At 69.3% G+C, this 24,893-nt stretch carries 24 protein-coding genes and 3 tRNA genes; 14 read left to right on the top strand and 13 right to left on the bottom strand.

What is annotated here, in order from left to right:
* Positions 1 to 75: 75 nt before the first annotated feature.
* The 7 genes from ASG74_RS13770 to ASG74_RS13740 all read left to right on the top strand — a co-directional run bounded on the left by ASG74_RS13770 (position 76) and on the right by ASG74_RS13740 (position 3,875).
* Positions 76 to 1,206: a YihY/virulence factor BrkB family protein gene (locus ASG74_RS13770; protein ID WP_056144590.1), complete on the top strand. Its 1,131-nt coding sequence runs from the start codon at positions 76 to 78 to the stop codon at positions 1,204 to 1,206.
* 81 nt (positions 1,207 to 1,287) lie between these two features.
* Positions 1,288 to 1,360, top strand: a tRNA-Gly gene (locus tag ASG74_RS13765).
* Between the two features lie 23 nt (positions 1,361 to 1,383).
* Positions 1,384 to 1,454: transfer RNA gene (locus tag ASG74_RS13760), tRNA-Cys, on the top strand.
* A gap of 17 nt (positions 1,455 to 1,471) precedes the next feature.
* Positions 1,472 to 1,546 (top strand) — tRNA-Val (locus ASG74_RS13755).
* A 137-nt stretch (positions 1,547 to 1,683) separates the two neighbouring features.
* On the top strand, positions 1,684 to 2,586 hold the full coding sequence (locus ASG74_RS13750; protein ID WP_156465402.1) for a hypothetical protein: 903 nt from the start codon (positions 1,684 to 1,686) through the stop codon (positions 2,584 to 2,586).
* Between the two features lie 50 nt (positions 2,587 to 2,636).
* Positions 2,637 to 3,455, top strand: a complete 819-nt coding sequence (locus ASG74_RS13745; protein WP_235498973.1) for a COG4705 family protein — start codon at positions 2,637 to 2,639, stop codon at positions 3,453 to 3,455.
* A gap of 33 nt (positions 3,456 to 3,488) precedes the next feature.
* Positions 3,489 to 3,875: a hypothetical protein gene (locus ASG74_RS13740; protein WP_156465401.1), complete on the top strand. Its 387-nt coding sequence runs from the start codon at positions 3,489 to 3,491 to the stop codon at positions 3,873 to 3,875.
* 115 nt (positions 3,876 to 3,990) lie between these two features.
* On the opposite strand, the gene ASG74_RS13735 is transcribed toward ASG74_RS13740, so the two are convergent.
* The 8 genes from ASG74_RS13735 to ASG74_RS13700 all read right to left on the bottom strand — a co-directional run bounded on the left by ASG74_RS13735 (position 3,991) and on the right by ASG74_RS13700 (position 13,392).
* A complete protein-coding gene (locus ASG74_RS13735; RefSeq protein WP_056144579.1) occupies positions 3,991 to 5,172 on the bottom strand; it encodes a glycosyltransferase 87 family protein in 1,182 nt (393 codons plus the stop codon).
* Between the two features lie 131 nt (positions 5,173 to 5,303).
* On the bottom strand, positions 5,304 to 6,605 hold the full coding sequence (locus ASG74_RS13730) for a YncE family protein (protein ID WP_156465400.1): 1,302 nt from the start codon (positions 6,603 to 6,605) through the stop codon (positions 5,304 to 5,306).
* Entirely contained in the window at positions 6,602 to 7,258 is a 657-nt protein-coding gene (locus tag ASG74_RS13725; protein ID WP_235498971.1) for a polysaccharide deacetylase family protein, read from the bottom strand. The genes ASG74_RS13730 and ASG74_RS13725 overlap by 4 nt, the downstream gene beginning before the upstream one ends.
* Positions 7,259 to 7,530: 272 nt before the next feature.
* Positions 7,531 to 9,360, bottom strand: coding sequence for a thiamine pyrophosphate-requiring protein (locus tag ASG74_RS13720; protein ID WP_056144573.1), 1,830 nt, complete (start codon positions 9,358 to 9,360; stop codon positions 7,531 to 7,533).
* Between the two features lie 123 nt (positions 9,361 to 9,483).
* Positions 9,484 to 10,611: an enolase C-terminal domain-like protein gene (locus tag ASG74_RS13715; protein ID WP_056144571.1), complete on the bottom strand. Its 1,128-nt coding sequence runs from the start codon at positions 10,609 to 10,611 to the stop codon at positions 9,484 to 9,486.
* Positions 10,608 to 12,254: a GMC family oxidoreductase gene (locus tag ASG74_RS13710; RefSeq protein WP_056144568.1), complete on the bottom strand. Its 1,647-nt coding sequence runs from the start codon at positions 12,252 to 12,254 to the stop codon at positions 10,608 to 10,610. The genes ASG74_RS13715 and ASG74_RS13710 overlap by 4 nt, the downstream gene beginning before the upstream one ends.
* Positions 12,251 to 12,925, bottom strand: a complete 675-nt coding sequence (locus tag ASG74_RS13705) for a gluconate 2-dehydrogenase subunit 3 family protein (protein WP_056144565.1) — start codon at positions 12,923 to 12,925, stop codon at positions 12,251 to 12,253. Before ASG74_RS13705 ends, ASG74_RS13710 begins: the two co-directional genes overlap by 4 nt.
* A complete protein-coding gene (locus ASG74_RS13700; RefSeq protein ID WP_056144563.1) occupies positions 12,922 to 13,392 on the bottom strand; it encodes a hypothetical protein in 471 nt (156 codons plus the stop codon). The genes ASG74_RS13705 and ASG74_RS13700 overlap by 4 nt, the downstream gene beginning before the upstream one ends.
* A gap of 137 nt (positions 13,393 to 13,529) precedes the next feature.
* Here ASG74_RS13700 and ASG74_RS13695 point away from each other — a divergent pair, with 137 nt between their 5' ends.
* The gene (locus ASG74_RS13695) at positions 13,530 to 14,057 is read left to right on the top strand and encodes a MarR family winged helix-turn-helix transcriptional regulator (protein ID WP_056144834.1); all 528 of its coding nucleotides are present in this window, start codon (positions 13,530 to 13,532) and stop codon (positions 14,055 to 14,057) included.
* Between the two features lie 40 nt (positions 14,058 to 14,097).
* Here ASG74_RS13695 and ASG74_RS13690 read toward each other — a convergent pair whose 3' ends face one another.
* Positions 14,098 to 15,588, bottom strand: coding sequence for a molybdopterin-dependent oxidoreductase (locus ASG74_RS13690; RefSeq protein ID WP_056144560.1), 1,491 nt, complete (start codon positions 15,586 to 15,588; stop codon positions 14,098 to 14,100).
* A gap of 144 nt (positions 15,589 to 15,732) precedes the next feature.
* Between ASG74_RS13690 and ASG74_RS13685 the strand changes: the two genes are divergently transcribed.
* From ASG74_RS13685 to ASG74_RS13660, 6 genes are all read left to right on the top strand, one after another.
* Entirely contained in the window at positions 15,733 to 16,872 is a 1,140-nt protein-coding gene (locus ASG74_RS13685; protein ID WP_200942614.1) for an aldose 1-epimerase family protein, read from the top strand.
* 46 nt (positions 16,873 to 16,918) lie between these two features.
* A complete protein-coding gene (locus ASG74_RS13680) occupies positions 16,919 to 17,926 on the top strand; it encodes an SDR family oxidoreductase (RefSeq protein ID WP_056144557.1) in 1,008 nt (335 codons plus the stop codon).
* A gap of 32 nt (positions 17,927 to 17,958) precedes the next feature.
* Positions 17,959 to 18,300: a hypothetical protein gene (locus ASG74_RS13675; RefSeq protein ID WP_056144554.1), complete on the top strand. Its 342-nt coding sequence runs from the start codon at positions 17,959 to 17,961 to the stop codon at positions 18,298 to 18,300.
* A gap of 82 nt (positions 18,301 to 18,382) precedes the next feature.
* Positions 18,383 to 19,279 carry a universal stress protein gene (locus tag ASG74_RS13670; protein WP_056144551.1) on the top strand — a complete coding sequence of 299 codons (897 nt, stop codon included), beginning with the start codon at positions 18,383 to 18,385 and terminating at the stop codon, positions 19,277 to 19,279.
* 147 nt (positions 19,280 to 19,426) lie between these two features.
* A complete protein-coding gene (locus tag ASG74_RS13665; RefSeq protein ID WP_056144548.1) occupies positions 19,427 to 20,968 on the top strand; it encodes a GAF domain-containing sensor histidine kinase in 1,542 nt (513 codons plus the stop codon).
* Positions 20,969 to 21,028: 60 nt separating this feature from the next.
* Complete coding sequence (locus ASG74_RS13660; protein WP_056144546.1) at positions 21,029 to 21,676, top strand: response regulator; 648 nt, start codon at positions 21,029 to 21,031, stop codon at positions 21,674 to 21,676.
* Positions 21,677 to 21,730: 54 nt separating this feature from the next.
* On the opposite strand, the gene ASG74_RS13655 is transcribed toward ASG74_RS13660, so the two are convergent.
* The 4 genes from ASG74_RS13655 to ASG74_RS13640 form a co-directional block, all read right to left on the bottom strand.
* Positions 21,731 to 22,315 (bottom strand): CBS domain-containing protein, encoded by a 585-nt coding sequence (locus ASG74_RS13655; protein ID WP_056144544.1) that lies wholly within the window; start codon positions 22,313 to 22,315, stop codon positions 21,731 to 21,733.
* Between the two features lie 92 nt (positions 22,316 to 22,407).
* Complete coding sequence (locus ASG74_RS13650; RefSeq protein WP_082569744.1) at positions 22,408 to 23,646, bottom strand: acetyl-CoA hydrolase/transferase C-terminal domain-containing protein; 1,239 nt, start codon at positions 23,644 to 23,646, stop codon at positions 22,408 to 22,410.
* Positions 23,643 to 24,098: a pyridoxamine 5'-phosphate oxidase family protein gene (locus ASG74_RS13645; RefSeq protein WP_082569768.1), complete on the bottom strand. Its 456-nt coding sequence runs from the start codon at positions 24,096 to 24,098 to the stop codon at positions 23,643 to 23,645. Before ASG74_RS13645 ends, ASG74_RS13650 begins: the two co-directional genes overlap by 4 nt.
* A gap of 115 nt (positions 24,099 to 24,213) precedes the next feature.
* Positions 24,214 to 24,807 carry a DoxX family protein gene (locus ASG74_RS13640; protein WP_056144541.1) on the bottom strand — a complete coding sequence of 198 codons (594 nt, stop codon included), beginning with the start codon at positions 24,805 to 24,807 and terminating at the stop codon, positions 24,214 to 24,216.
* Positions 24,808 to 24,893 lie beyond the last annotated feature (86 nt).

Genomic DNA, 24,893 nt, shown 5'->3' with positions numbered 1-24,893 from the left:
AGTTGTGACCGGCTCGTGTCGTCCGCGGACGTGTCCCGCGGCCTCGTGGGCGGGGCCGCCCGATAGCGTGACGTGGTGACAGACGCGAAGCGACGCCTGCGGCGATGGCTGGCGCGGTTCCCCGCGCTGGAGTCGCTGGCGCGCCTCACGGTCGAGACCATCCGCATCTGCCTGCGCTACCGGGTGACCGGGCTGGCCTCCGAGGCCGGCTTCTTCGCGTTGCTCTCACTGCCCCCACTCGTCCTGGGGCTCTTCGGCGGCGTCGGCTACGTCGGGCGGTGGCTCGGCGAGGACACCGTCGAGACCGTGCGGGTGGGGATCGACCAGTACGCCTCGCGCTTCCTCACCGACGACATCATCTCGAGGACGTTGGCGCCGACCGTCGACGACGTCTTCCAGGACGGGCGCTTCGACCTGATCTCGGTCGGTTTTGTCCTCTCGCTGTGGTCGGGGTCGCGCGCCCTCAACGTGCTCGTCGACACGGTCTCGATCATGTACGGGCAGTCGGGGGTGCGCGGGATCGTGCCGACGCGGGCGCTGAGCTTCTCGCTCTATGTCGTGGCCCTGCTCGTCGGGGTCGTGACCATCCCGTTGGTGCTCATCGGACCGACCTTGCTCGGGGACTTCCTGCCGCAGGGCTGGGGCTTCCTGACGTTGCTCTACTGGCCCGTGGTCTCGCTGCTCGTCATCGCGGCGTTCACCAGCCTGTACCACGTGTCCACGCCGCTTCGGAGCCCCTGGACGCGGGACATCCCCGGTGCCGTGCTCACCTTGCTGATCTGGGTGGTGGCCTCCTTCGCGGTGCGTGGCTCCATCGCCGCATCGCTGGGCGGGACATCGATCTACGGGCCGCTCAGCGCCCCGATCGTGCTGCTCATCTGGCTGTACATGCTCGCCATCGCGGTGCTCATCGGTGCCGCGCTCAACGCCGCCATCCGCAACCTCTGGCCGTCGGGGGAGCAGCGCGGCCTGCGCACCCGGCTGGCGGCCTTCGTCCGGGCGCAGCCGGACGCGAGCGGCGCCTCAGGCCCGCGTGACGGCGGCGCGCGGGTGGCACCTGACGGCCCGGAGGACGACGACGACAGTTCCTCCGACGACGACCTCGACCTGCAGGGAATCCGCGACGCAGCGAGCCGTCCGCTCACCCCGATCAACGAGGAGGAGACCCTTGTGATCCCCCGGATCCGGGTGGGATCCGGTCGCTGACAGGGGCGGGTTTGGAGTTCGCGTCACGCGTCAGTTATTGTCTCTCCGCACGCACAGAAGGAAACTTCGTGAGTGAAATTCGCGGATGTAGCTCAGTTGGTAGAGCGCAACCTTGCCAAGGTTGAGGTCGCCGGTTCGAACCCGGTCATCCGCTCGGAGGGTTAGCCACCCCTCAATGGTGGAGTGGCCGAGAGGCGAGGCAGCGGCCTGCAAAGCCGTTTACACGGGTTCAAATCCCGTCTCCACCTCAAGTAGTACCCCTCACGGGCGATTGGCGCAGTGGTAGCGCGCTTCCCTGACACGGAAGAGGTCACTGGTTCAAACCCAGTATCGCCCACCAGTTCGAGACAGCCCCTGACCGCGAGCCGCGGTCAGGGGCTGCTTCTTCTCCCGAGCAGGTGAGGACTTTCGGCCCTGCCGACGCCTCCTGGGCGGCGTGACGCTTGGACCATGGACAGGACCAGGTCAGGCAGTCCGATGGTGCCCAGCACCCTGGAGACGTCGGGGTCCGCCCTGCGGGTCGCGGGCGATCCCACTGCCGTGCCACAGCCACAGCCACAGCCACAGCCACTGACCCTGCCGCGGCCGTGGTCGTGGCTGACGTCGGGAGTGACCCTTCTCGCGACGGTGGCAAGCGCTGTGGGCCTGATCGCAGCCCACCGGGTCTACGGGCGGGAGACCCGTGAGCTGTTCGACGCAGCCACGGCCCAGGACGTCGTGACGCTGGTCGTCGTGGTGCCCCTGCTGGCGTCGCTCGCTCTGCGTGCCCGAAGGGGCTCCCTCCCGGCGCTCCTGTGTCTGCCGGGCGTCCTGGCCTTCACGGTGTACAACTACGCGATCTACAGCCTGTCCATCAACTTCGGGCCCCTGTTCCTGGTCTGGGTCGCAGTGCTCGGGTTGTCGATCTTCGCTCTCATCGGCGTCGTCGCCACGGTGGACCGGCCCGCGGTCACGCAGCGCTTTGCCACGCAGAGGTTGCCGGGCCCCGCCTGGGTCCTCATCGTCGTGCCCGCCTTCTTCGTCCTCCTCTGGTTGGCCGAGATCGTGCCCGACCTGCTGTCCGGCGGACCGTCACGCAGTGCCACCGCATGGAACGTCCCCACGAATCCCGTACACGTGCTGGACCTGGCTTTCTTCCTGCCGGCAGCCATCTCGAGCGGCGTGCTCCTGCGCCGAAGGCGCCCGCTTGGGTACGCGACCGCAGCAGGTCAGCTGGTCTGGCTGGCCCTCACCTGTCTGCCCATCCTCGTCACGCCCCTCGTGTCCAGCCTCCGCGGACACGACACCGACGGCTTCGTGGCGCTACCCATCGGCCTCCTGTTCCTGCTGCTCGTCGTGGCGCTCGCCAGGTTGCTGAGGGGTGCCGGCCGGGTCCGCTGACGTCGCGTGCTCAGGGTCGGCTCAGTGGTGCGCTGGCATCGTCGCGCCCCATGACGACGAAAGCCATTGAACAACGCCGCACCATGCTCAACAAGGTCCCAGAGGTCACGGTGTACTTCTGGGTCATCAAAGTCCTCTGCACCACCGTCGGCGAGAGCTTCGCGGACTACGTCAACGAGACGTTGGGTTTCGGGCTGGGAAACACCACCCTCGTCTTCTCCTTGGCCCTGGTCCTGGTGCTGGTCGTGCAGTTCAGGCTGAAGCAGTACGTTCCGTCCGTCTACTGGCTGGCCGTCGTGCTGATCAGCGTGGTGGGGACACTTCTCACCGACAACCTCACCGACGGCATCGGGATACCGCTCTGGGTGAGCAGCGCGGTCTTCGCCGTGGCCCTGGCAGCGGTCTTCAGTGTCTGGTACGTGCGCGAGCAGACCTTGTCGATCCACTCCATCGTCACCACTCCTCGTGAGGCGTTCTACTGGCTCACCGTGCTGGTGACCTTTGCCCTGGGCACGGCCGTCGGTGACTGGACGCTCGAGCTCACCGGGTGGTCGGCCGGCGCCTCGGTCCTGTTGCCGCTCGCCCTCATCGCCGGCGTCTTCGCCGCGTGGAAGCTGGGCGCCGGCCCGGTGCTCTGCTTCTGGCTCGCGTACATCCTCACCCGACCCCTCGGCGCCAACATCGGTGACTTCCTCGCCTCCTCTCGGGACGAGGGCGGCGCAGGCCTCGGGACCCTGGGCACCAGCATCCTGTTCCTCTCGACGATCCTCGTTGTGGTGGTCCACCTCAGCGTGACCCACAAGGACCGCACGGAACGCGCCGCCATCCGCTCGCGAGAGCTGGACGCGGTGGGCCATCACGAGTTCTGACCCGTGGCGCAACGCAGGACGAGGGTGCTGGTGATGACGGACACCGCCAGCCCCTCACCTGCGCTGCTGCGCTTCGTGGCCGAGCGGGCGACCCGCCCCGAGGTCCAGTTCCGGCTCGTCGTGCTCAACCCCGCGCGGGCGGAGCTGCACCTGCTCCACCCCGAACGCCACGACCTCGCCTTCGAGGCCGAGTGCATCCTGCTCGAGACCGTTCCTCAGCTGGAGCAGGCTGCGGGCACCACGGTCATCGGCTCCGTATCCGTGCGACATGACCCGGCTGAAGCCATCGAGGAATCCGTGCTGAGCGAGCCGGTCGACGAGATCCTTCTGGCGATTGCGGACACCCGCCGGACGTCGAGGTGGCGGCGCGACCTGGTACGCCTCGCACGGTTCGGTGTCCCCGTGTCCAGACTGACCTGAACTGGCAACTCCTGTCGGCCACGGTGCCAAGGTGGGGACCGCAGGCTCGTCCGGGCACGTGGTTGCCCGGTCACGTCGAAGGTGTGACGTGGGCAGTCGTCCTGGCCGCGGCGTTTCACGTATGGCGGTCGGGCCGTGTTCGCGACGGGAGCCGGTTCCACGACCTCGTGACCTGCCTCGCCCTGAACCGAGCGACGAGTGGCCGCAGCTGATCTCGCACGAGGGTGGCGCCCCGTGATGGACCAAGGACCGCGACGACCGCCAGAACCGCGAAGACCACCAGGGCTGGGGCGTGGAGCGGGTTGAGCGCCGGAACCCAGCGCGCATAGTGCAGGCCCACCAGGACGGCGAGGCTCCATCGCGGCCAGCTGTGCTGCGGGCCCGTGAGGTCCCAGAGGAGGGCGCCCGCAGCAAGGCCAGCCGTGTAGTAGCGGTGTGCGCCGGGATCGAGAGCCAGCCGACTCGCCATGACCAGCAGCACAGCGCCGGTGGGACGTCTGCGCCACACGGCGGCACCGGCGAGCCCGGCACCGAGGACCGTCTGGAGCGGTCGGTCCCACGTGGGAGTTCGCAGCGCCCCCGGGTCGAACAGGTGCAGTCCGGACAATGGCGAGCTCACGATCGTGTAGTGCAGGGCCCGGACCGTGTGGGGGTCGGCGACGAAGAACGGTAGCCAGCCTGCGGCGATCCCCAGGGCGGCGGTGACGAGGGCCGTAGCCCGGTCGCGCCTGGATGAAAGCGCGAGGAGCACCACGACGAGGGGCAGCGCCCAGGGCTTGCAGTCGGTCGCGAGGGCGAGGGCGAGCCCGGCCCACACAGGGCGGTCCTCGACGACGAGCACCACGCCGACGACGCAGAAGGTGAGCGCCAAGATGTCGTCCAGGTGGGCAGCGCTGATGGCGGCGTACAACCAGACCGGGGTGAAGCACGCGATCGCCATGAGGACCAACAGATCGCTGTGAGGGGAAGCGGAGGCGCCTCGAGCACGCTGCAGCCGCGTGTGGAGACGGACTCCCAGCAGCGCCACCAGGGCGCCGGCGAGGAGGCCGGTGACCTCGGCGGCCACCAGTCCGTTGCCGCCGGAGACCTGGCCCAACCCCCAGGCGATGCCCAACGCCACCGGCCCGATCTGCAGGACCGGGTGCTCGGCGTAGACATGGAGTCCGGCCCTCGTACCGTCGTCCAGGTCGGCGAGGACCTGACCGCCGGTGCTGAAGAAGTGCCACGAACCTCCGCCGTGATGGGTCAGGTAGACGGTCCACGCGACCGCCCACAGGCCAAGCGCGAGGGAGGCCACCAGCCGACGTGATGGCGTCGGGGGAGGCCACTCAGCGTGCCGCGCCGATCGGGGTCCCGGAGCGAGGGTCACGACGACAGTCTGCGAGTGAGACCCTGAGCCGGGACTGAAGCCCGGCGAGGACCGTGGGACTAGCGCATGTTGCCGGTGTGGCCGAGGCTGAACCTTCCGGGCTGGGGCCAGACGCAGAGGCCGTGGGGACCCGAGTCGACGCGGATCTTGTGAAGGAGTCGGCCGGTGGTGGTGTCGAACACGTAGACGACTGCGTCATAACGCCCGGCCAGCCAGAGCTCACGGCCGTCGGTGGTGACTCCACCCATGTCAGGGGATCCGCCGCCGGGAATCGTCCAGCGCCCGGTCTGGGTGAGGGTCGTGGCATCGAGCACGGAGATCGTGCCCTGGTCGCGGTTGGACACGAACACCCGCTCTCCGTCGCGTGACGGGTAGAGGCCGTGCGCCCCGAGCCCGGTGTGGACGAACGTCGTCACGGTGAGAGCGTGGGCATCGACCACCCAGACACCGTTGCGCAGCATGTCAGCCACGAGGAAGTGCTTGCCATCAGGGGCGAGTCTGACGTCCTGGGGCATCGAGCTGGCGCCGCGCTCGAGGCCGTTCTTCGGACTTCCCGGCATGGCCATCGCCTCATGCGGCGAGGTGGCACCGGGCGTCTTCACCGCGTTGAGGTCGATCACCTTGCGGACCTTGGTCACGCCCTTGTCGATGACGAGGAGCTTGCCGCTGAACTCGCAGCTGACCAGCAAGATCGAGAGGTCGGCGGAGTAGTCCGCATGGTTGATCCCGCTGCACGGGACCGGCAGGGAACGCTCCAGCTTCAGGTGCCGGGCGTCACGGATGTCGATGCGACGCAGGCGCTCCGCCATGACGAGGGCGTGCTTGCCATCCGGGGTGAAGTACAGGTTGTAGGGGTCAGCGACGTCCACGGGTCGCTCGGCCCTGCCCGTCGTGGGGTCGATCGGGGTGAGGCTGTTCCCCTGGTCCGCGTTGACCCACAAGGTCTTGAGGTCCCACGAGGGGACGACGTGCTGAGGTTCCTGGCCGGTGCGGAAGCGTCCAACCACCTTGTAGGTGCGAGGGTCGATGAGCTGCACGGTGTTGCTCAGGGTGTTCGGGACGTAGACCATGGGCCGCGCGCTGCGGGCGCCCTCGCTGAGGTCGCCCGCACCGGCGGCGGCATACACGTTGAGCGCAGTACCAGCTGGCGGGCCGCTGGTGCTGGAAGCCCCCGAGCTGGGAGCCGGTGAGGTCGCAGGAACCGTCGACCTCGCCGGAGCGGGCTCCTTGACGGCCGCGCACCCTGTCGCGCCCGCCAGCACCATGAGGGTGATGAGGACGAGCCTGTGGAGGCGTCCACCATGCCTCGACACGGACGGGCTCGCGTCTGCCGCGGGGGAGGACCCGGACCCTGCTCTCATGCGTCCCGGAGCATAGTGGACAACGTGACGGGCTGAAGTCCTTTCGCGTGCAGGCCCTCGAGAACGTGGGGAAGCGCCTCGACCGTGCCCTGGTGGCCGAAGTGGAGACTGACGATCGAACCTCCCCTCACTGCCTGAAGGGTCCTCTGGCGCACTGCCCGTGCGCCGGGGTCGAGGAAGTCCTGAGGGTCCACGTCGTAGGAGATGCATCGGTGGTAGCCCGCCTCGAGCGCGGCGGCACGGATGACAGCAGTGCTCCGCTGGGTCCCGGACGGACGGAACCACCAACCACTGGTGCCGATGGCTGCCGTGAGGGCTGCAGCACCACGCACGGCTTCGTCGACGGCCTGGGCCGCGCTGAGCTGCTTCATCTGCTGGTGGCTCCAGGTGTGGTTGCCGACCTCGTGTCCGGCCGCCACCAGCTGCCGGCCGATGCGCGGGTTCTGTACCAACCAAGTACCGACCGCGAAGACCGTGATCCCCGCCTCCGCCGTGGCGCACGCCGCCATGATCTCCTCGGCCAGGTGCACGGGCCCCTGGCCGTGGAAGGTCAGGGCAACCTGATGGCCTGAGGCCGGCCCGTGCGTGATGTCCGGGCCCGACGTCAGGGCGACGCGCGGTGCTCCCGGGGGTGGCGGTGTCGTCTCGTTCACGGACGATGACGGCGACGATGACGGCGACGCGCTGGCCGGTGTGGCGGAGGCTGGGGTCGGCTCGGCCCGACCGGAAGGCTGGCTGCAGCTCGCGAGGGCGCCGGAGGCACCGGTCAGGGCTGCGCCCAACACCACCCGCCGAGTGGGTCCGGATCGGGTGCGTTCGATGCCGGGGTCGGGGCTTGCCTCCACAGAGCCCACGCTAGGCGCCCAAGGCTGAGCGCTTCTTGAGAGTCCTCACTGCTCACGAGTCCTCACTGCTCAAGAAGTTCTCACTGCTCGTCCTCGTGCTGGCCGATGTTGAGCTTGCCCTTGAGCCGCTCGACCCCCTCGGAGGCGACCGCCTTGGCCGAGTCGCGGATGACACCGGCCTCGTCGGGGTCGCCGTGCAGCAGGGCCTTGGCGGTGTTCATGGCGTACTTCGCCGTGATCTTGGGCGGCAACGGCGGCACGTTCTTGCTGGTGTGCGCGTCGATGAGCGTGACTCCCTGGTGCGCGAACGCCTCATCCCAAGCGGCGGCCACGTCGTCGTCGTCGGTGACCCGGATGCCCTTGAACCCGAGGAGCTCTGCCCAGCCTGCGTAGTCCACGGACTCGACGTCCTGCGAGGTGGACCAGACGGGGTTGGCGTCCTCGGTACGCATCTCCCATGAGACCTGGGTCAGGTCGTTGTTGTGCAGCACCATGACGATGAACTGCGGGTTCTCCCACTTGCTCAGGTACTTCTTGACGGTGATGAGCTCGTTCATGCCCAGCATCTGGAAGGCCCCGTCACCGATGGTGCACACGACGCAGCGGTCGGAGAACGCGAACTTCGCCGCAGTCGCGTAGGGCATCGCGGCCGCCATGCTCGCCAGCCTGCCCGAGAGGTCACCCATCATGCCGTCGCGCAGGCGGATGTGGTGTCCGTACCAGTCCGCCGTGGATCCGGCGTCGCAGGTGACGATGGCCCGGTCAGGCAGCCGCTGGTTCAGCTCGTGGAAGACGCGGCGCGGGTTGACGCCGTCGGAGTAGTGCAGCATCGCCTGGGCGCGCACCTCGTTCTCCCACTCGACCATGTCCTTGGCGACGGACTCCTGCCAGGACAGGTCGTCCTTGGCCCGGAGGTGCGGGATCAGCGCGAGCAAGGTCTGCTTGACGTCCCCCCAGATGTTCAGCTCGGTCGGGTAGCGCAGGCCCATCTGCTCCGGCTTGAGGTCGACCTGGATCGCGCGCGCCTGACCGCTCTCGGGCAGGAACTGCGAGTACGGATAGTTGGTGCCCAGCAGCACCAGCGTGTCGCAGCCCTCCATCTGGTGCTGGCTGGCGCGCGTGCCGAGCAAACCCAGCTGCTGGGTGTGGAAGGGGACGTCGGAGGGAACCACCTGCTTGGCGCGCAAGGCGGTGATGATCCCTGCACCGCAGAGCCTGGCTGCCTCCAGAACCTCGTCCGTGGCGCCGTTGGACCCGTGTCCGACCAGGAAGGTGACCTTGGATCCGGCGTTGAGAATCTCAGCGGCCTTCTCGATCTCGCCCTGGGCCGGGCTGACGGAGGTGGACGGTGCCACCGCACTGGAGCGGGACACGCCGTTGGCCGGCTCCAGCTCCGGCATCTCCATGCCCTGCACGTCGTGAGGCAGCACGACGACAGCAGGGCCCAGTCGCACCCGCGCCATCCGGAAGGCCGTGTCGACCACGGCCTGGGCCTGCTGCGGAGTGACGACCGTCTGCACGTAGACGGCGACGTCCTCCATCGTGCGCTCGATGTTGTCCTCCTGCTGCTCGAAGGTCCCCAACGAGCTGGTGGCCTGCTGGCCCACGATGGCGACGACGGGCTGGTTGTCGCTCTTCGCGTCGTACAGCCCGTTGAGCATGTGGAACGCGCCCGGCGAGGAGGTGGCCACGCAGACACCGACCTCTCCGGTGAACTTGGCATGGGCCGTGGCCATCAGCGCACAGATCTCCTCGTGCGTGGGCCGGATGTAGTCCAGACCGTCGCCTTCGCGCTGCGCCGCTCCGAGGGCGCCGTCGAACTCGCCGATGCCGTCCCCGGGGAAGGCGAAGACCCGGCTCACCCCCCACTCGCGGATCCGTTGGATGACGAAATCGCTGACATTGGCCATGGTGCTTCTCCTTCTGGCGAACCTTCACGAGCACCGCAGCGGCGTTGTTGTCGTGCGGCAAGCTCTCTTCCATGGTGCGCCACGCCGGTATGCCGTAACGCCCGTCTTGTGTCGTGCGCTCGGCTATGCGACTCGGTAGCGTTCGGCATCGGCGACCCGCAGGGTCAGGCCGTGACCGGGTGTCTCGGGATCCGGGGTGATGGTGCCTCCCGTGGGGTCGAGGGTGCCGTCGAAGAACAACGACTCGACGCGGACGTGGTCGTGGAACCACTCGAGGTGGCGCAGGTTCGGCGTTGCGGCGGCGACGTGGGCATGCAGGTGCGGCGCGCAGTGACCCGAGACCTCGAGTCCGAAGGATGCGGCCACGGCGGCGACCCGGACGAACTCGGTGATGCCGCCGCAGCGCGAGGCGTCGGCCTGGAGGCAGTCGACCGCCCCGGCAGCGCACATCCGCCGGAAGTAGTGGAGGTCGTCGCCGTACTCACCGGCAGCGACGTCGGCGGCCACGTTGTCCCGGACCTCGTGCAGGCCCGCGAGGTCGTCGGAGGAGACCGGTTCCTCGAACCAGTGCACGTCCAGGTCGGTCGCCGCGGACATGACCCGGATCGCTTCCTTGCGCGTGTAGCCGCCGTTGGCGTCGACGAACAGCTCGGTGCTCTCGCCGATGACATCCCTGGCCTGTCGCATCCGCGCAAGGTCGCGTTCCGGCGTGGTTCCCCAGGACTCCCCGATCTTGATCTTCACCCGCGGAATCCGTTGTTCGAGCACCCAGTCACCCAGCTGGTGGCGCAGCTGCTGCTCGTCATAGGTCGTGAACCCGCCGCTTCCGTAGACCGGGACCGTGGCGGAGACGGCGCCGAGGAGGTGGTGCAGCGGGAGGCCGAGCAGCCGGGCCTTGAGGTCCCACAGGGCGACGTCGACCGCCGAGATGGCATAGCCCGCGATGCCCCCGCGACCCGCGTTGCGCACCGACCTGACCATGGCCTGGAAGGAGCCGGCGACGTCCATGGCGTTGCGTCCCACCACGAGGTCGGCGAGCTCGGCACGGACCACGGTGGCACACGCGGTCGGGCCGTAGGTCCACCCGATGCCCTCGACGTCCCCGGAACGGGCGCGGACCAGGACCATGGTGGTGGAGTCCCAGCTGATGGTGCCGTCCGCCTCGGGCGCATCGGTCGGCACCGTGAAGGCGCTGACCTCGACGCTGTCGATGCTCGACCCGGCAACCGGGTCGGTCACGGTGTCACTCATGGCTGCTCCTTGCCCCGACGGGAGGCCGCGACGAGCCGGTCGGCCGCGCGTGCCGCAACGGCCATGATGGTCAGGGCAGGGTTGGCGCTTCCCTGGGTGGGCAGCACGCTCCCGTCGGTGATGTAGAGGTTGGGCACGGCGAAGGTTCGGCAGTTCGAGTCGACGACGCCATGCTGCTCGTCGACAGCCATCCGTGCCCCGCCGACGAGGTGGGCGAAGCGGTCGATGGTGATCACCTCGTCCGCGCCCGCAGCCCGCAGGATGTCCTCCATGACCTCCTGGGCCGCCCGCATCAGGGCGCCGTCGTTGTCGCACTGTGAGTACGAGAAGTGCGCGACGGGTAGTCCGTGGCGATCCTTCTCGTCGGCGAGCGTGACCCGGTTGTCCGGCTGGGGGAGGAACTCGCACAGAGCCCCCAGGCACGACCAGTGCACGTAGTCGCTCATGTAGGCGCGCAGGTCGGCGCCCCAGTACCCCTGCGCGGTGACGTGCTCGGCCCAGGTGATCGGCAGGGGAGAGACGGTCTGGATGGAGAACCCACGCTTGTAGGGCTTGGTGGGATCGGTCTCGTAGAACGCCTCGGTGCTGACCTCGGGTGGCGGTGCCTTGTACATGCGCACCTCCTCGTCGAACCGTCCCGCCGTCTGTGGCGCTCCCTGCACCATGAGGTAGCGGCCCACCTGGTCGAAGTCGTTGCACAGCCCCTCGGGGAACCGGGCATCGGCGGAGTTGAGGAGCAGGCGGGGCGTCTCGATGGAGTAGCCCGCGACGACCACCACGTTGGCTCGCTGGAACCGCGACACCCCCTCGTGGACGTAGTGCACGCCGGTGGCACGGCCGGTCCGCTCGTCCACCTCGATCCTCGTGACCATGCAGTTGGACCGGACCTCTGCGCCGTGGGCGAGGGCGTCAGGGATGTGGGTGATCAGTGGTGAGGCCTTCGCGTTGACCTTGCAGCCCTGCAGGCAGAAGCCGCGATAGATGCAGTGGGCCCGGTTGCCGAAGCGCCCGTTGACGATGGCGACGGGGCCGACCTTGGCCACGAGTCCCAGTCGCTCGGCACCGCGCAGGAAGATGTCGCCGTTGCCGCTGACGGGGTGGGGGCGGTAGGGGTAGGAGTGGGGGTCACCCCACGGCCACTTCTCACCGGCAACGGGCAGCTCCTCCTCGATCGCCTCGTAGTAGGGCTGGACGTCGGAGTAGTCGATGGGCCAGTCCGCTCCGACGCCATCCGTCGTCCGGGTACGGAAGTCGCTGGGGTGGAAGCGCGGCGTGTAGCCGGCGTAGTGCACCATCGAGCCTCCGACGCCACGGCCGGAGTTGTTGGACCCCAGAGGCACAGGGTCGGACCCGGAGATGACCCGTGGCTCGGTCCAGTAGAGATGGTGTGACCCCGCCTCGTCGCTGACCCAGTCGGTGTCCGGGTCCCAGAAGGGGCCGGCATCGAGCGCCAGCACCTTCCAACCCGCGCGGGCAAGGCGCTGAAGCATGGTGGACCCGCCGGCGCCACACCCGACGACGAGCAGGTCGACCTCGTCGTTGTCCTCGAACCGGCGCATGTCCTGACGCAGCTGGTGGTTGACCCGCTTGCCGTCAGGGGGCAGCAACCAGGCCGACTCGTTGCGCTCGCGCACGTTGCTCATGCGCGTCTCCTGAGCGGGTCGTCCCCTGGTCTGGCATCGCGGACCTCGAAGGGCTCCAGACGGTCGATACCGGCATTCTTGTAACCGCGCGGGTAGGCAGGGCCGGAGAAGCCCATCTCGTTCCAGGCGAAGGGATGCGAGTAGAAGGCAGTGCAGGCGTAGCGGGTCCACAGGCTCCACACCCGCTCGGCACACAGGCCGTGCCACGTGTCCGATCCCCGGTTCTGGACGGAGTGGATCAGGCTGCCCTGCTGTGCACGGGAGCATGCCGCGAAGTCGCAGCCGAACTGCTCGTTCGCGTCTGCATCGAGCCACGCAAGGCTCTCTCGCCACGCCTGGCCGTCATCGGGCATGTCGTCATAGCGCCATCCGTCGGTCTGCCGCTCCGCCAGGCGGGCGTCGATCATGTTGACGACCGCGACCCGTGCCTGCGGCTCGGTGGCGTCGTCCTGGGCCAGGAGCTGGTCGCACAGCGCCGTGGCGACCGCCTCCTCGTCGGGAGTGAAGAACCGGATGTCGGGGGCCATCCCGACACGCGCAAGGACCACTCCGGTGGTCGCGGGGTCCCAGTGGCTGCTCTGGTCGAGCACGTCGAAACCGGGGAAGCGACCGGACCACGGCTGCCCGGCCGGTGGAGCGCCCGGCTCGGCACCGCGCCTGGGGAGCCTCACTTCTCGCGCCGGAGGATCGCCGCGAGCAGGCCCATGCCGCCCACCATCGTCACGAGGAGCGGTGCCAGCAACGGTGGCCCCATCTCCATGTTGTACCTCGCGTTGCGCCACCCGCCGGGCTTCTGGCCGATGCCGCGGGCGTGCAGGTAGGTGCCCTGCAGACCGTTGGCGATGATCGTCAGTGACGCGATCGGAAGGAAGGTCTTGGCCATCCGGTGGTTCACCGCTCCGGCAATGCCGGCCGCAGCGCCGATCGGGCCCATCGCGACCGGGAGCCACATCAGCTTGTTGCCGAAGCTGGCGGAGTCGTGCTCGAAGAAGATCTCCGTGGCCGTGACCACCGCGCCGACGGCGGTCAGGGCGGACAGGCTGCGCTCGAACCGTCCGGTCTCGATGTTGCGGACCATCCGGTCTATGCCGTGCAGAGCCGGCGCGCTCACCGCTGCGGAACCTGATGTTGCTGCCATCTGTCATCCTCTCGGTCCTCGCGGCCGAGTGCTGGCCTGAAAACTCACAGGCACGACACGGTCGACGAGCAATGGTTGCGTAACAGCAAGCATAGAGGGATGCTTGCGGTATGGCAACCATCCGGCATACTGAAGGCATGGCAACGAAGCAGGGCGGGGTGGAAGGTTCAGCGGGCACGGACGCTGAGGTGTACGCGGTGATGGTCGCCGCGCAGGCACTGGTCGGCATTGCCGCGCAAGGGGTCTCGGAGGTGGGGGACCGGGTGACGCTTCCGCAGCTGCGCGTGCTCATGCTGGTCGCAACGCGTGGCGGGCTGAACCTGGGGGCCCTGGCCCAGTCGATGGGGGTGCACCCCTCCAACGCCAGCCGGGCCTGCGACCGGCTCGTCGACGCGGGACTGTTGGCGCGCACCGAGTCGGCGCTCGACCGGCGCAACCTGACCCTGGAGCTGACCGCTGACGGGCAGGCGCTAGTCGACGAGCTCATCACTCGTCGCCGTCGCGCCATCGCCGCCATCCTCGAGGACGTGCCGCAGTCACGCCGCCGCACGCTTGCCAACGCGATGCTCGCCTTCGCCGAGGCGGCAGGGGAGACGCACGGCGACTCGGCGTGGAAGCTCGGCTGGCCCAGGGCCAGCTCGCGCAGGCCCAGCGCTCAGAGCTGACCGGATCGCCGGGATGCCGGCGCGGCGTCAGATCGCGGCGTCAGATCCCTGCGCCCCGGGCATAGAACTGCTGGTCCTCGCGCCACCCGCCCATGCCTGCGCCGATGTCGGTGAGGTCGGCGACGAGCTCGATGCCCGTGACCCACTTGACCATCTTGAAGCCGAGCTGGGTCTCCACCCTGAGGCGCACGGGCGCTCCGTGCTCCACCGGGAGGGGCGCGCCGTTCATCTCGAGCGCGAGGATGGTCTGGGGGTCGTCCGCCAGGTGGATCGGGATGGTGCCGTAGTAGTAGCCGTAGCGACCTTCGCCTTCGGTCAGACCCTTGTCGTCCATGGCGTAGAAGACGACGTGCCGGGCCTCGGGGCGTGGGCGCACCTCCTCCATGAGTCGCGCGAGCGGCACCCCTGCCCACTGGGCGACCGCCGTCCAGCCCTGGATGCAGTTGTGCTTGGTGATCTGCGACTGCTCGCCCAGTGTCCGCAGCTGGCCGAGGGAGAGCTCCAGGGGGCGTTCCACGAGGCCAGCGACGCTCAGGCGGTAGTCGCGGAAGTTGTCCTCCGCCAGCCTGCGGTAGTCATCCCCCGGGGGTGGGAAGCCGTTGACCCGGAAGTACGGGGAGATGTCCTCGGGAGCGAACTGCTGGGTGGACGTGAAGGTCCGGGACACGGCTCGTTCGAAAGGGTCCACCATGAGGCCCAGCAGGCGCTGGGTACGTCGGCGGTGGCGCAACGAGAACCAGGTGATGATGACGTGGAGGGTCAGAATCATCACGACGCCGGCCACGCCAAGGCCGATGGCCAACCTGCGGTTGCCGTCGGGGTCGCCGAGCACAATGAGGGCCAGCTCGTGCGGCAAGCCGTGGACGACGACCAGCGCGGTGTGCAGGACGGTGAAGGCGGCGAAGGCGCACATGAGCACGAAGTGCACGCTTCGGGCGCCCTGTTTGCCCCCGAACAGCCGGCCGTACCAAGGGAAGCGGGCGAGGACCGTGGGTGACATGGCGGCACCCGAGGCGATCTGCAGTGGAGCCATGACGAAGATGACGACGAAGTAGGCCAGCTTCTGCGCCGGTTCGAAGGCCTCGCCGGGGATCTTGGCCGGGATCTGGAACTGGAGGTAGGTCCCGATCGACCTGATGGCGTCCGGAAACAGTGACCAGTGCTGGGGCACGAGGTAGTGCCAGTACCCGGTGACGACGACCATGACGATGTAGACCGCGCCGGTGAGAATCCAGAACTGGATGCTGAGGAAGTGCCAGTGCCGGCCCAGGCCCAGGTTCTTCCTGCCCGGGAGCGCGACCAGCGGTGACCACGCCTCCTCTTCGGCCGAGGAGGACCATGGCTTGCGTGAGTCTGCGCCGTGGACGGTCCTCGACAGCCGTAGCCACTCGCGGCCCGGGGAGCTGTCGTCGTTCCAGTACAGCTTCGGGAAGGCCGAGAGCACCTCGAAACCCGAGCGGAACAACAGCAGCATGAAGAAGAGGTTGAGGAAGTGGGTGATGACGACCCACATCGGGAAGAAGTCGGGCACCAGATCTGCTCCTTGGCACGGCTTTGGCGGACACTGCTCACATGTGGTCGACGGTTCCGGCGAGCGTCGTCTCGACCTGTGCATCCATTTGTAGCGTAGGCGCAACGGTTGCGACAGCGCAAGAGTATGTGGGAGAGTGATGTGGTGAACTCCACCAACGATGCAGACTCCGAACGTCGCACGAGCCCCGATGCGGGCTCGTCCGCCGAGCGCGTGGCCGAGCTGCGGGCCGCCCTGCTCGAGGGCCGGGGACCGGGTGCCTCCGACCAGGAGGTCGCCCGTCACACGCGGGACAACCCTTGGCTCAGCGCGAAGCCAGCGCCGATGGAGCACGCAGGCCGGAGCCACGCTCCGTCCGGGGAGCAGTTCGAGATCGCGCACGGTGACCAGCGTGCGACGATCGTTGAGGTCGGTGGAGGCATCCGCTGCTACGACGTCGGCGACGACCAGGTGCTGCAGCCGTACGCCCTCGACCAGATGTGCGACGGGGCGCACGGTGCGCCGCTGGTCCCGTGGCCCAACCGGCTCGCCGACGGCCGCTACCACTTCGACGGCGTGGACCACCAGGTCGCGCTGACCGAGCCGGAGAAGAACAACGCCATTCACGGCTTCCTGCGCTGGCGGTCCTGGCGTTGCATCGAGCACCTCGACAACCGCGTGGTGATGACCACCACCCTCTTCCCGCTGCAGGGCTACCCGTTCACCCTGGCCGTGCGGGTCGAATACCACTTGGACGACAACGGCCTGCGAGTGACGACCACAGCGACCAACATCGGCGACAAGGCCGCGCCCTATGCCTGTGGGCAGCATCCCTATCTCTCCCCGGCGCAGGGCGTGGTCGACGACTGCATCCTGCAGCTGCAGGCAGAGACGCGGATCCTGACCGACCCACAACGCCAGCTGCCGACCGGCACGGAGCCCGTGGACGGAACACGCTTCGACTTCCGGCACGGCAGGAAGATCGGCACACTCGCCATCGATGACGCCTTCACCGACCTGACCCGCGACTCCGACGGCCGTGCGTGGGTGCGACTCGCCCGCGGCGATGGCCGGGGAATCGGCCTGTGGGTGGACGAGGCCTACCCCTTCGTGGAGATCTACACCGGTGACACCCTGGCGCCCGACCGGCGGCGCCGCGGACTCGGCGCCGAGCCCATGACCGGCGCACCCAACGCGCTGCAGAGCGGGGACGGACTCGTTCGGCTCGAACCCGGCGAGACCTTTGCCGCGAGCTGGGGCGTGACCGTCACAGAACAGGACCAGCGCAGCGGCTCAGGCCGATGAACCACCCCAGCAGCCCGAGCGGGCGAACAACAGTGAAGGAGCAGACATGTCACGCACCGTCGTAGTGACCGGGGCCAGTGGAGGCATCGGGAGGGCAACCGTCACGGAGTTCGCGCGTCGCGGGGACCGAGTGGCGCTGATCGCCCGCGGCCAGACCGGGCTGGACGCGGCGGCGGCCCACTGCCGAGAGCTGGGTGCGAGAGCCCTGACGGTGCCGCTGGACGTCTCGGATGCGCAGGCCGTCGCGGCCGCCGTCGAGCACATCGAGGAGGAGCTCGGGCCGATCGACGTCTGGGTCAACGTGGCGTTCACCTCGGTCTTCGCCCAGTTCGACGACATCGCGCCGGAGGAGTTCCGCAGGGTCACGGAGGTGAGCTACCTCGGCTACGTCTACGCGACGATGGCGGTGCTGCCCCGGATGAAGGCTCGCAACCGGGGCACGATCGTGCACGTCGGCTCGGCCTTGGCCTATCGCGGGATCCCCCTGCAGACGGCCTACTGCGGTGCCAAGCATGCGATCCAGGGCTTCCACGAGGCGCTGCGCTGCGAGCTGCTGCACGAGCACAGCAACGTGCACGTGACCATGGTGCAGATGCCGGCTGTCAACACCCCGCAGTTCTCCTGGGTGCTCTCCCGACTGCCGAAGCACCCGCAGCCCGTGCCTCCCATCTACCAGCCGGAAGTCGCCGCTCGCGCGGTGGTCTTCGCCGCCGACCACCCCAGACGGCGCGAGTACTGGGTGGGGGCGAGCACCGTGGGCACCCTGCTGGCCAACGCGGTCGCCCCGGGCCTGTTGGACCGCTACCTGGGAAGGACCGGCTTCGCCTCCCAGCAGAACGCCGAGCTCAAGTCCGAGAGCGACATCGCCAACCTGTGGGAGCCGGCCGACGGTGAGGGGGGCCGCGACTTCGGCGCGCACGGCGTGTTCGACGACAAGGCCAAGAACAGCAGTCCGCAGCAGTGGGTGTCACACCGCTATCCCCAGCTCGGCGTCGCCGCCGGGCTGGTCGGCGCTGCCGCCGGCATCGCCGCCGCAGTGGGGCGGCGCAGGTGAGCGGTTCCCGCGACGGTGATACCGGGCGCCTGATGGGCGCGGTGGGAGCCGCCGGCATCGGGTGGGGGACGGTCCTCCTCGTCGCGGGGTCACCGGTCTGGCGTCGCCTGACAGGTCACGCACCCAGCGAGGTCGACGAGATCGCGGTCCGGTTCCTCGGAGCGCGCCACGTCGCCACCGGCGTGACGCAGGTGCTCTTCCCGGCCCGGCTCCAGCGCGTGGAGATTGCCGTCGACCTCCTCCACGCGGCCACCATGGTGGGCTTGGCCGTGCTCGACCCGCCGCGTCGTCGTCCGGCGTTGGTGACTGCTGCTGTGGCTCTGGGCGGAGCCAGCGCCGTGACGGCCATCCGTGGCCGTTCGGTGCCGAGATGAGGGACCAAGGGCCCATCCCCAGCCCTCGACCAGGGGTGACGCTGGCTGTGTGGAGAACTTCCGAGCACACAGGAGCGCAGTCGTGGTCACCAGTCAACAGCGCGACACCGTCGTCGTCGGGTGTGACGGGTCGTGGCACAGCAACCACGCGGTGGACGTCGCCGCGCGCCTGGCGGCCGATCGGGGGCATGGCCTGACCCTGCTGGTCGTGCCGAGCCACAGCGCACCGGTCGACAGGTCCCTGCGGGGTCACCTCGAGGAGGAGGCGGCGGCATGGGGGAGAGCCCACGAGACGGCACAGCTCGCGCAGGAGAGGGCGGTGATGCAGGCACCTCGGGTCGCGGTGGAGCACATGGTCGGCGACCTCGACGGAACGGCCCTCCCTGAGCTCGCTGCCCGGGCCGCCGTCCTCGTCCTCGGCTCGCAGGGAAGCGAGGGGCAGCGCGCCATGTCGATGAGCTCGCCCGGCCCGGCGATGGTGCGCAGGCTGGGGTGCCCTGTCCTGGTTCCCCGCGAACGAGGCGTCTCCCATCCGCGCATGCCCCGCCAGCGCCGTGTGGTCGTGGGGGTGGACGGACGCGGAGGGGAGGAGGAGCTCATCAGCATCGCGGCGGCCGAGGCGATGGTTCGCGGACGCGACCTCGTCATCGTGCGAGCCGTCCGCCCGAGCGAGGTCGGTGGCGGCATCGCCCGTCCGGACGTGTGGGACGAGACCTGGATGGCGGTGCGTCACGCCGAGCACACCGGTGCGGTGTCCTCGCGGGTGGTGGTCGGTGTGGGCGACGCGCTCGCGGTGCTGACGACGGAGTGCGCACGGGATGACCTGCTCGTCGTCGGGACGCGTGGCCTGACGCGGCTGTCCGGCCTCGTGGCCGGGTCCGTCGCACGCGCAGTTCTCGACGCCGGCGTGTGCGACGTGCTGGTCGTGCCACCGTGCGCCCGGACCCTCGCGTGGTCGCCGGTCGCAGCCGCGGTCTAGTCGACACGCGACAGGCACCGTATGCCGTGGTGCCCGGCGAGCGGGTCGGCCTCCCCGGCCTGCCGGGGAGAGATGCCACCCAAACCTGGCGGACGGCATACATTTGTGCTCGTGGGCACCGTGGACGCACCCTCTTCCGAAGGGCGCATGAGCGCGCTGCTCGACGCCGTCGTGGCGGTGAGCTCGAACCTCGACCTGGCCGACGTCCTGCACCGCATCGTCCTCGCGGCGTGCGAGCTCGTCGACGCGACCTACGGGGCGCTGGGGGTCATCGGGCCCAGCGGCAAGGACCTCGTCGAGTTCGTGACCTACGGGGTCACCGACGAGGAACGAGCGGCGATCGGGGACCTGCCCCACGGGCGAGGCCTCCTCGGGCTCATCATCGACAGTCCGCAGCCCCAGCGCGTCGCCGAGATCGCGCGCCACCCCGAGTCCTACGGCTTCCCCCCGAACCACCCGCCGATGACGAGCTTCCTCGGCGCGCCGGTCCGAATCCGGGACGAGGTCTTCGGCAACCTCTACCTCACCGACAAGCGCGGCGCGCCGGAGTTCAGCGTCGACGACGAGGCCGTCCTCGTCGCCCTGGCCTCGGCGGCCGGCATCGCGATCGAGAACGCCCGGCTCTACGACCGGACGAGGTCCCAGCAGCACTGGATCGACACCGCCTACCGGGCGTCCTCCGACCTGCTCAACGGGGTGGGCGAGCAGACCGTGCTCCAGCAGGTCACGACGCGGGTCACCGAGCTCACCGCTGCGACGTCGTGCTTCGTCGCCCGCACCGTCGACGGTGCCCTGGTGGTGAGGGCCTCGACGGACCCGGGCCATCCGGAGGGCTCGGAGGTGGCCGACCCGGGGCTGCGCGCTGCCCTGTTGGGCAAGCCGCAGACCGTGACTGTTGACGACGAGGGCGTGAGCAGGACCAGGTTCACCGCGCCACTCAGGCTGGGGGACGTCCCGCTGGGGGTCCTCGTCGTGGACTGGCTGGAGGGTGACAGGTCGCTCGAGCACGTGGGGGGCCTCACCTCGTTCGCGCACCGCCTCACCGTTTCTCTGGGAGCGGCCACGGCCCAGACCGACCGCGCTCGCTCCGTGCTGTACGAGGACCGGGACCGGATCGCCCGCGACATGCACGACCACGTGATCCAGCGGCTGTTCGCCACCGGGATGTCGCTGCAGTCGGCCGCTCGGGCGAGCACCCCGGCCGTGCGGGACCGGCTCGACCGGGCCGTGGACGACATCGACTCCGCGATCAAGGACATCCGGCACACGATCTTCGGCCTGCACCGTCAGGTCGGCTCCCGCGCGCTCACCAGTGAGATCAGCGCGATCTGCAGGGATGCCTCCGTCACCCTCGGCTTCCCACCCGAGCTGCGGCTCACGGGCCGCACCGACGACCTCGACGAGTCGGTGGCCGTCGATGTCCTCGCCGTCCTGCGTGAGGGCCTGAGCAACGCTGCACGGCACGCCGGCGCGACCGCGGTGCAGGTCTCCGTCGAGGTGGGGGACGACGTCACGGTGAGCGTCGTCGACGACGGTCAGGGACTCGGGCCGGGGACTCGCCGATCCGGTCTGGACAACCTCGCACGGCGGGCACGACACCGTGGCGGCTCGATGGAGCTGGGACCCGGCGAGTCCGCCGGGACCCGACTTGTCTGGACCGTGCCGGTGGACGAGGCTGAGCCTGCCTGACGAACCGCGGCCCGTACTGGATCGGCCGCACAGCAGCTGGACGACGAGAGCGAGGGTCCCATGGTTCGGGTCTACCTGTTGGACGACCACGAGGTGGTGCGGCGAGGGCTGCGCGAGCTGCTCGAGCTGGAGAGCGACATCGAGGTGGTGGGGGAGTCGGGCACGGCTGGTGAGGCCACGAGGCGGATCCCCGCCCTGCGCCCGGACGTCATGGTCCTCGACGCGCGCCTGCCCGATGGCTCAGGAATCGACGTCTGTCGCGACGTCCGCTCCGTCGACCCGTCGATCGCCGGCCTCATCCTCACGTCCTACGACGACGATGACGCCCTGAGGGCGGCCGTCATGGCCGGGGCGGCCGGATACCTCCTCAAGGATGTCCGGGGCACCGACCTCGTCAACTCCATCCGGCGGGTCGCGGCCGGCGAGAGCCTCCTCGACGCCGAGGTCGTGTCGAGGTTGCGCGCCGACTGGGGGCACTCCGACGACGACCCCCGACTGGCCCAGCTCTCACCGCAGGAGCGGCGGATCCTCACGCACATCGCCGAGGGCCTGACGAACCGGCAGATCGGCGAGTCCATGTTCCTGGCCGAGAAGACCGTCAAGAACTACGTGACCTCGGTGCTGGCGAAGATGGGCATGGAGCGGCGCACCCAGGCGGCTGTCTATGTCGCGACCACCACGCCCCGGCAGGACCGCAGCGGCACCTGACGTCGGTCCTGGCAGGCAGCACCTCACCAGCCCGGCAACCGGCCCGAGGACGACTCAGCGTCCGACCCGCACGCCCCTCACACCCTCGACCGTTGCTGCGACGGCAACGGCCGCGTCAACCGGCCCCTCCGCAGCGGCGATGGTGACGTGGCCCGAGCTCACGCTGGCGGTCCACTCCGGGTGCCCGGCCTGCGCGAACGCGTGTGCAACGGCCTCCTGCAGGTCCTGGTCGGTGTGTGTCATCGAGCGGATGATGTCACTGCGGCTGACCACTCCCACCAGTCGGCCGCCGTCGTCGACGACGGGCAGGCTCTTCCAGCCGGCCGCGACCATCGTGCGTGCCACCTCGGCGCAGTCCGCGTGTGGGGACGTGCAGGTCGGGTCCGGGGACATCGCGTCCCGCACCCTGCGCTGCGGTGCGTCCACGATCACCGTGGGGCGCAGCTGCGCTCGCGGGTCACCCTGCAGGGGCTGCCGCAGCACGTCGGCCTCCGACAGGATCCCGATGACGCGTTCATCCGCATCGACGACCGGCACGGCGCTGATCCGTCGTGCACCGAGCAGGGCCACCGCATCCTCGACCGGTGCCTCCGCACGCACGCTCACTGCGGGCGCCGTCATGACCTCAACCACCAACATGCTTCTCCAGCCCTTCATCTCGTCTGCTGCACCCATGCTGCTCCGGCAAGCACCCGGCATACAGGGTTGTGAACGTCCGATCGTGCCTGCACTCAGGCCAGCCCCAGCTCCGTGGCGTCCTCCCAGAGGTCTCGACGCACCGACGGATGGGCGGCGGTCTCGATGAGGTGCCTCGCCTGGGACCGTGAGTCCCATCCGATGATCTCGGCGGTTCCGTGCTCGGTGACGACCGCACTGTGCTGGAACGACGTGACCGGGCCCTCGAGCAGACCCACGATCGTCGACACGTCTGCCTTGGGGTGCCACGAGCGCAGCGCCATGATGGCCTGGCCGCCAGCGGAGTCCATGGCACCGACGACGAAGTCGCACTGACCGCCGAGACCGGAGTGCAGGCGCGAGCCGACGTGGCTGCCGTTGGCCTGGTCGAACAGGTCCACCGTCAGAGCGGTGTTGACGCTCGTCATCCGGGGGTTGGCGGCGATCCGGCCGGGGTTGTTCACGGTCTCCGTGCGCAGCATCCGCACCTGTGGGTTGAGGTGCAGCCAGGACATGAGAGCCGGTCGACCGACGGCGAAGGAAGCCACCAGCTCGCGGTTGCGGTCGAGCGCCCCGGCCTCGTGCAGGCTGAGGATCCCGTCGGCGATCATCTCGCTCCACAGCCCGAGCCGGCGCCGCTGGGTCAGGTGCGGCACCACCGCGTCGGGAATGGCACCGATGCCCAGCTGCAGGGTGGCGCCCGAAGGGACCCGAGCGGCGACGAGGTCACCGATGCGCCCGACCTCCGCGGTCGGGGGCAGGGCCGCATGGGTGTGCCGCCCGTGGTGGGGAGGTGCGACGAGGACACCGTCGAGGTCCTCGGGGAGCAGGTCGCCATCCCCGTAGGTGTATGGGACGTCGGCTCGCGACTCGGCCAGCACCAGTCCGTCAGCAGCCTGGCAGGAGGCGATCGCGGCGGGCAGGATGTTGACCTCCGCACCCAGGGACCATCGGTCGCCAACCTTCTCGGAGGTCGTGACGAGGACGACGTCCGGCACGAAGTGGGTGGTGAACATGTGCGGGACGTGCGACAGGCGTGCCGGAAGGTACGACAGTCCCGGCGTGGCTCGCATCCCCGGTCCGACGAACGGCGTCACGTGCGCCACTCCGGGACGGAAGGGTATGCCGTGTGGAGCGTTGAGGATGAACAGCTCGTAGCGGGACACGGAGGCGTCGAGGAGCTCGAGCAGGGCCCAGGGGACCGCGGCGTTGCCGCTCGCCACGACGCGCAGCGGTCGGTCGCGCCGTGCAGCCAGACCCCGCAGGGCGCGGGAGAGCGAGTCGGAGGTCGTCACGGACGACGCGCGCCTCCGCGGACGCGGAACCGCCGCGCGGTGAGCGTGCCGGGGGTGATCCGCAGGAAGTGCGGCTTGGCCCCGCCCTGCCAGGGGTCGAGCGGCAGGGCCATCACCTCGATGACCTCGTCGACGCCCCGGATCTCGGTCACCCGGCCCTTGAGCACGGCGCTCCAGGCCTCGCCGGCGTCGACGTCGTAGCCGTCCACCTCGAAGGCCACGACCTGGTTGCGAGCCGCCTGGTGCTTGGTGCCGCCGTTGGTGCGGATGACGACCGTCCCGTGGTCGACGACGTAGTTGACGGGGAAGATGTCCGGCGCTCCCTCGAGGATCACGGCCAGACGGCCGATGATCCCCCCGCGCAACAGCTCCCACGCCTCCTGGTGCGAGCACTCCCGTGTCCCCTCCTGCGTGGCTGCGGCCGGGGACGGGTGCGATGTTGTCGTTTCCATGTCCCCATGCTGCTTCTTGGGCCGGCGACCGGGGAGGGCCAAAGGTCCTGACTCGAGGACACGACGAAGCGGCCCGCTCCTCCCGAGGAAGGTGCAGGCCGCTCTGGTGTGAGGACTACTTGAGGATGGGGTGCTGCTGGACGATGGTGAGACGCTCCCACCATCCGCCGAGACCGAGGAACCGGCCGGCGCCCACTGCGGCCAGCATGACCAGGACCAGGGCGTAGACGATGTGGTCGTCCATGAAGGGGTTGTTCTCGGGGGCCAGGACCGCGCTCCACATCATGACGAGCATGAGGACGCCGGCTCCGGTCGCGAGGCGGGTGGCCACGCCGAGCATGAGGGCGGTGCCGATGGCCGCGAGGCCGAGCATGAAGAGCCAGTTGGCCCACGACGCCCCGGCGAAGCCTTGGTAGAACTCCGCGAGGGGGCCCTTGGTCCCGAACTTGAGGAAGCCCAGGGTGGGGGAGCCGTCGTGGATCCAGGCCTGGGGGCCGAAGGTGTCGACGACACCGGTCTTGGGGTCGCGGCCGGTGGAGAAGCCCAGGGCGAACAGCTTGTCGAGGAACGCCCAGAGGAAGATCCAGCCCAGCGCGAGGCGCGTTGCGCCGGCCGCGTAGCGGAAGACCTTGTTGCCGGTCGTGTCCGTGGCCACGGGGGTGGCCGGGGTGGCTCCGGCGGTGGGTCGGGGGTGGGTGATGGTGCTCATCGAAGTGCCTCCTTGGTGTGGCCAGCGGATTGGCTGACAACACCACTGTGGCGCTGCGGATGCCTCGCTCACAGGGACCAAGGGCC

Source organism: Knoellia sp. Soil729 (assembly GCF_001427985.1).
Taxonomy (GTDB): Bacteria; Actinomycetota; Actinomycetes; order Actinomycetales; family Dermatophilaceae; genus Knoellia.
This window is presented reverse-complemented; position numbering and strand designations above follow the sequence as displayed.

Coding starts and splice junctions, on each gene's coding strand:
- ASG74_RS13750 (WP_156465402.1), top strand. CDS start 1,684: ATGGTGCCCAGCACCCTGGAGACGTCGGGGTCCGCCCTGCGGGTCGCG.
- ASG74_RS13745 (WP_235498973.1), top strand. CDS start 2,637: ATGACGACGAAAGCCATTGAACAACGCCGCACCATGCTCAACAAGGTC.
- ASG74_RS13740 (WP_156465401.1), top strand. CDS start 3,489: ATGACGGACACCGCCAGCCCCTCACCTGCGCTGCTGCGCTTCGTGGCC.
- ASG74_RS13730 (WP_156465400.1), bottom strand. CDS start 6,605: ATGAGAGCAGGGTCCGGGTCCTCCCCCGCGGCAGACGCGAGCCCGTCC.
- ASG74_RS13720 (WP_056144573.1), bottom strand. CDS start 9,360: ATGGCCAATGTCAGCGATTTCGTCATCCAACGGATCCGCGAGTGGGGG.
- ASG74_RS13715 (WP_056144571.1), bottom strand. CDS start 10,611: ATGAGTGACACCGTGACCGACCCGGTTGCCGGGTCGAGCATCGACAGC.
- ASG74_RS13710 (WP_056144568.1), bottom strand. CDS start 12,254: ATGAGCAACGTGCGCGAGCGCAACGAGTCGGCCTGGTTGCTGCCCCCT.
- ASG74_RS13700 (WP_056144563.1), bottom strand. CDS start 13,392: ATGGCAGCAACATCAGGTTCCGCAGCGGTGAGCGCGCCGGCTCTGCAC.
- ASG74_RS13695 (WP_056144834.1), top strand. CDS start 13,530: ATGGCAACGAAGCAGGGCGGGGTGGAAGGTTCAGCGGGCACGGACGCT.
- ASG74_RS13680 (WP_056144557.1), top strand. CDS start 16,919: ATGTCACGCACCGTCGTAGTGACCGGGGCCAGTGGAGGCATCGGGAGG.
- ASG74_RS13675 (WP_056144554.1), top strand. CDS start 17,959: ATGGGCGCGGTGGGAGCCGCCGGCATCGGGTGGGGGACGGTCCTCCTC.
- ASG74_RS13665 (WP_056144548.1), top strand. CDS start 19,427: ATGAGCGCGCTGCTCGACGCCGTCGTGGCGGTGAGCTCGAACCTCGAC.
- ASG74_RS13660 (WP_056144546.1), top strand. CDS start 21,029: ATGGTTCGGGTCTACCTGTTGGACGACCACGAGGTGGTGCGGCGAGGG.
- ASG74_RS13655 (WP_056144544.1), bottom strand. CDS start 22,315: ATGTTGGTGGTTGAGGTCATGACGGCGCCCGCAGTGAGCGTGCGTGCG.
- ASG74_RS13645 (WP_082569768.1), bottom strand. CDS start 24,098: ATGGAAACGACAACATCGCACCCGTCCCCGGCCGCAGCCACGCAGGAG.
- ASG74_RS13640 (WP_056144541.1), bottom strand. CDS start 24,807: ATGAGCACCATCACCCACCCCCGACCCACCGCCGGAGCCACCCCGGCC.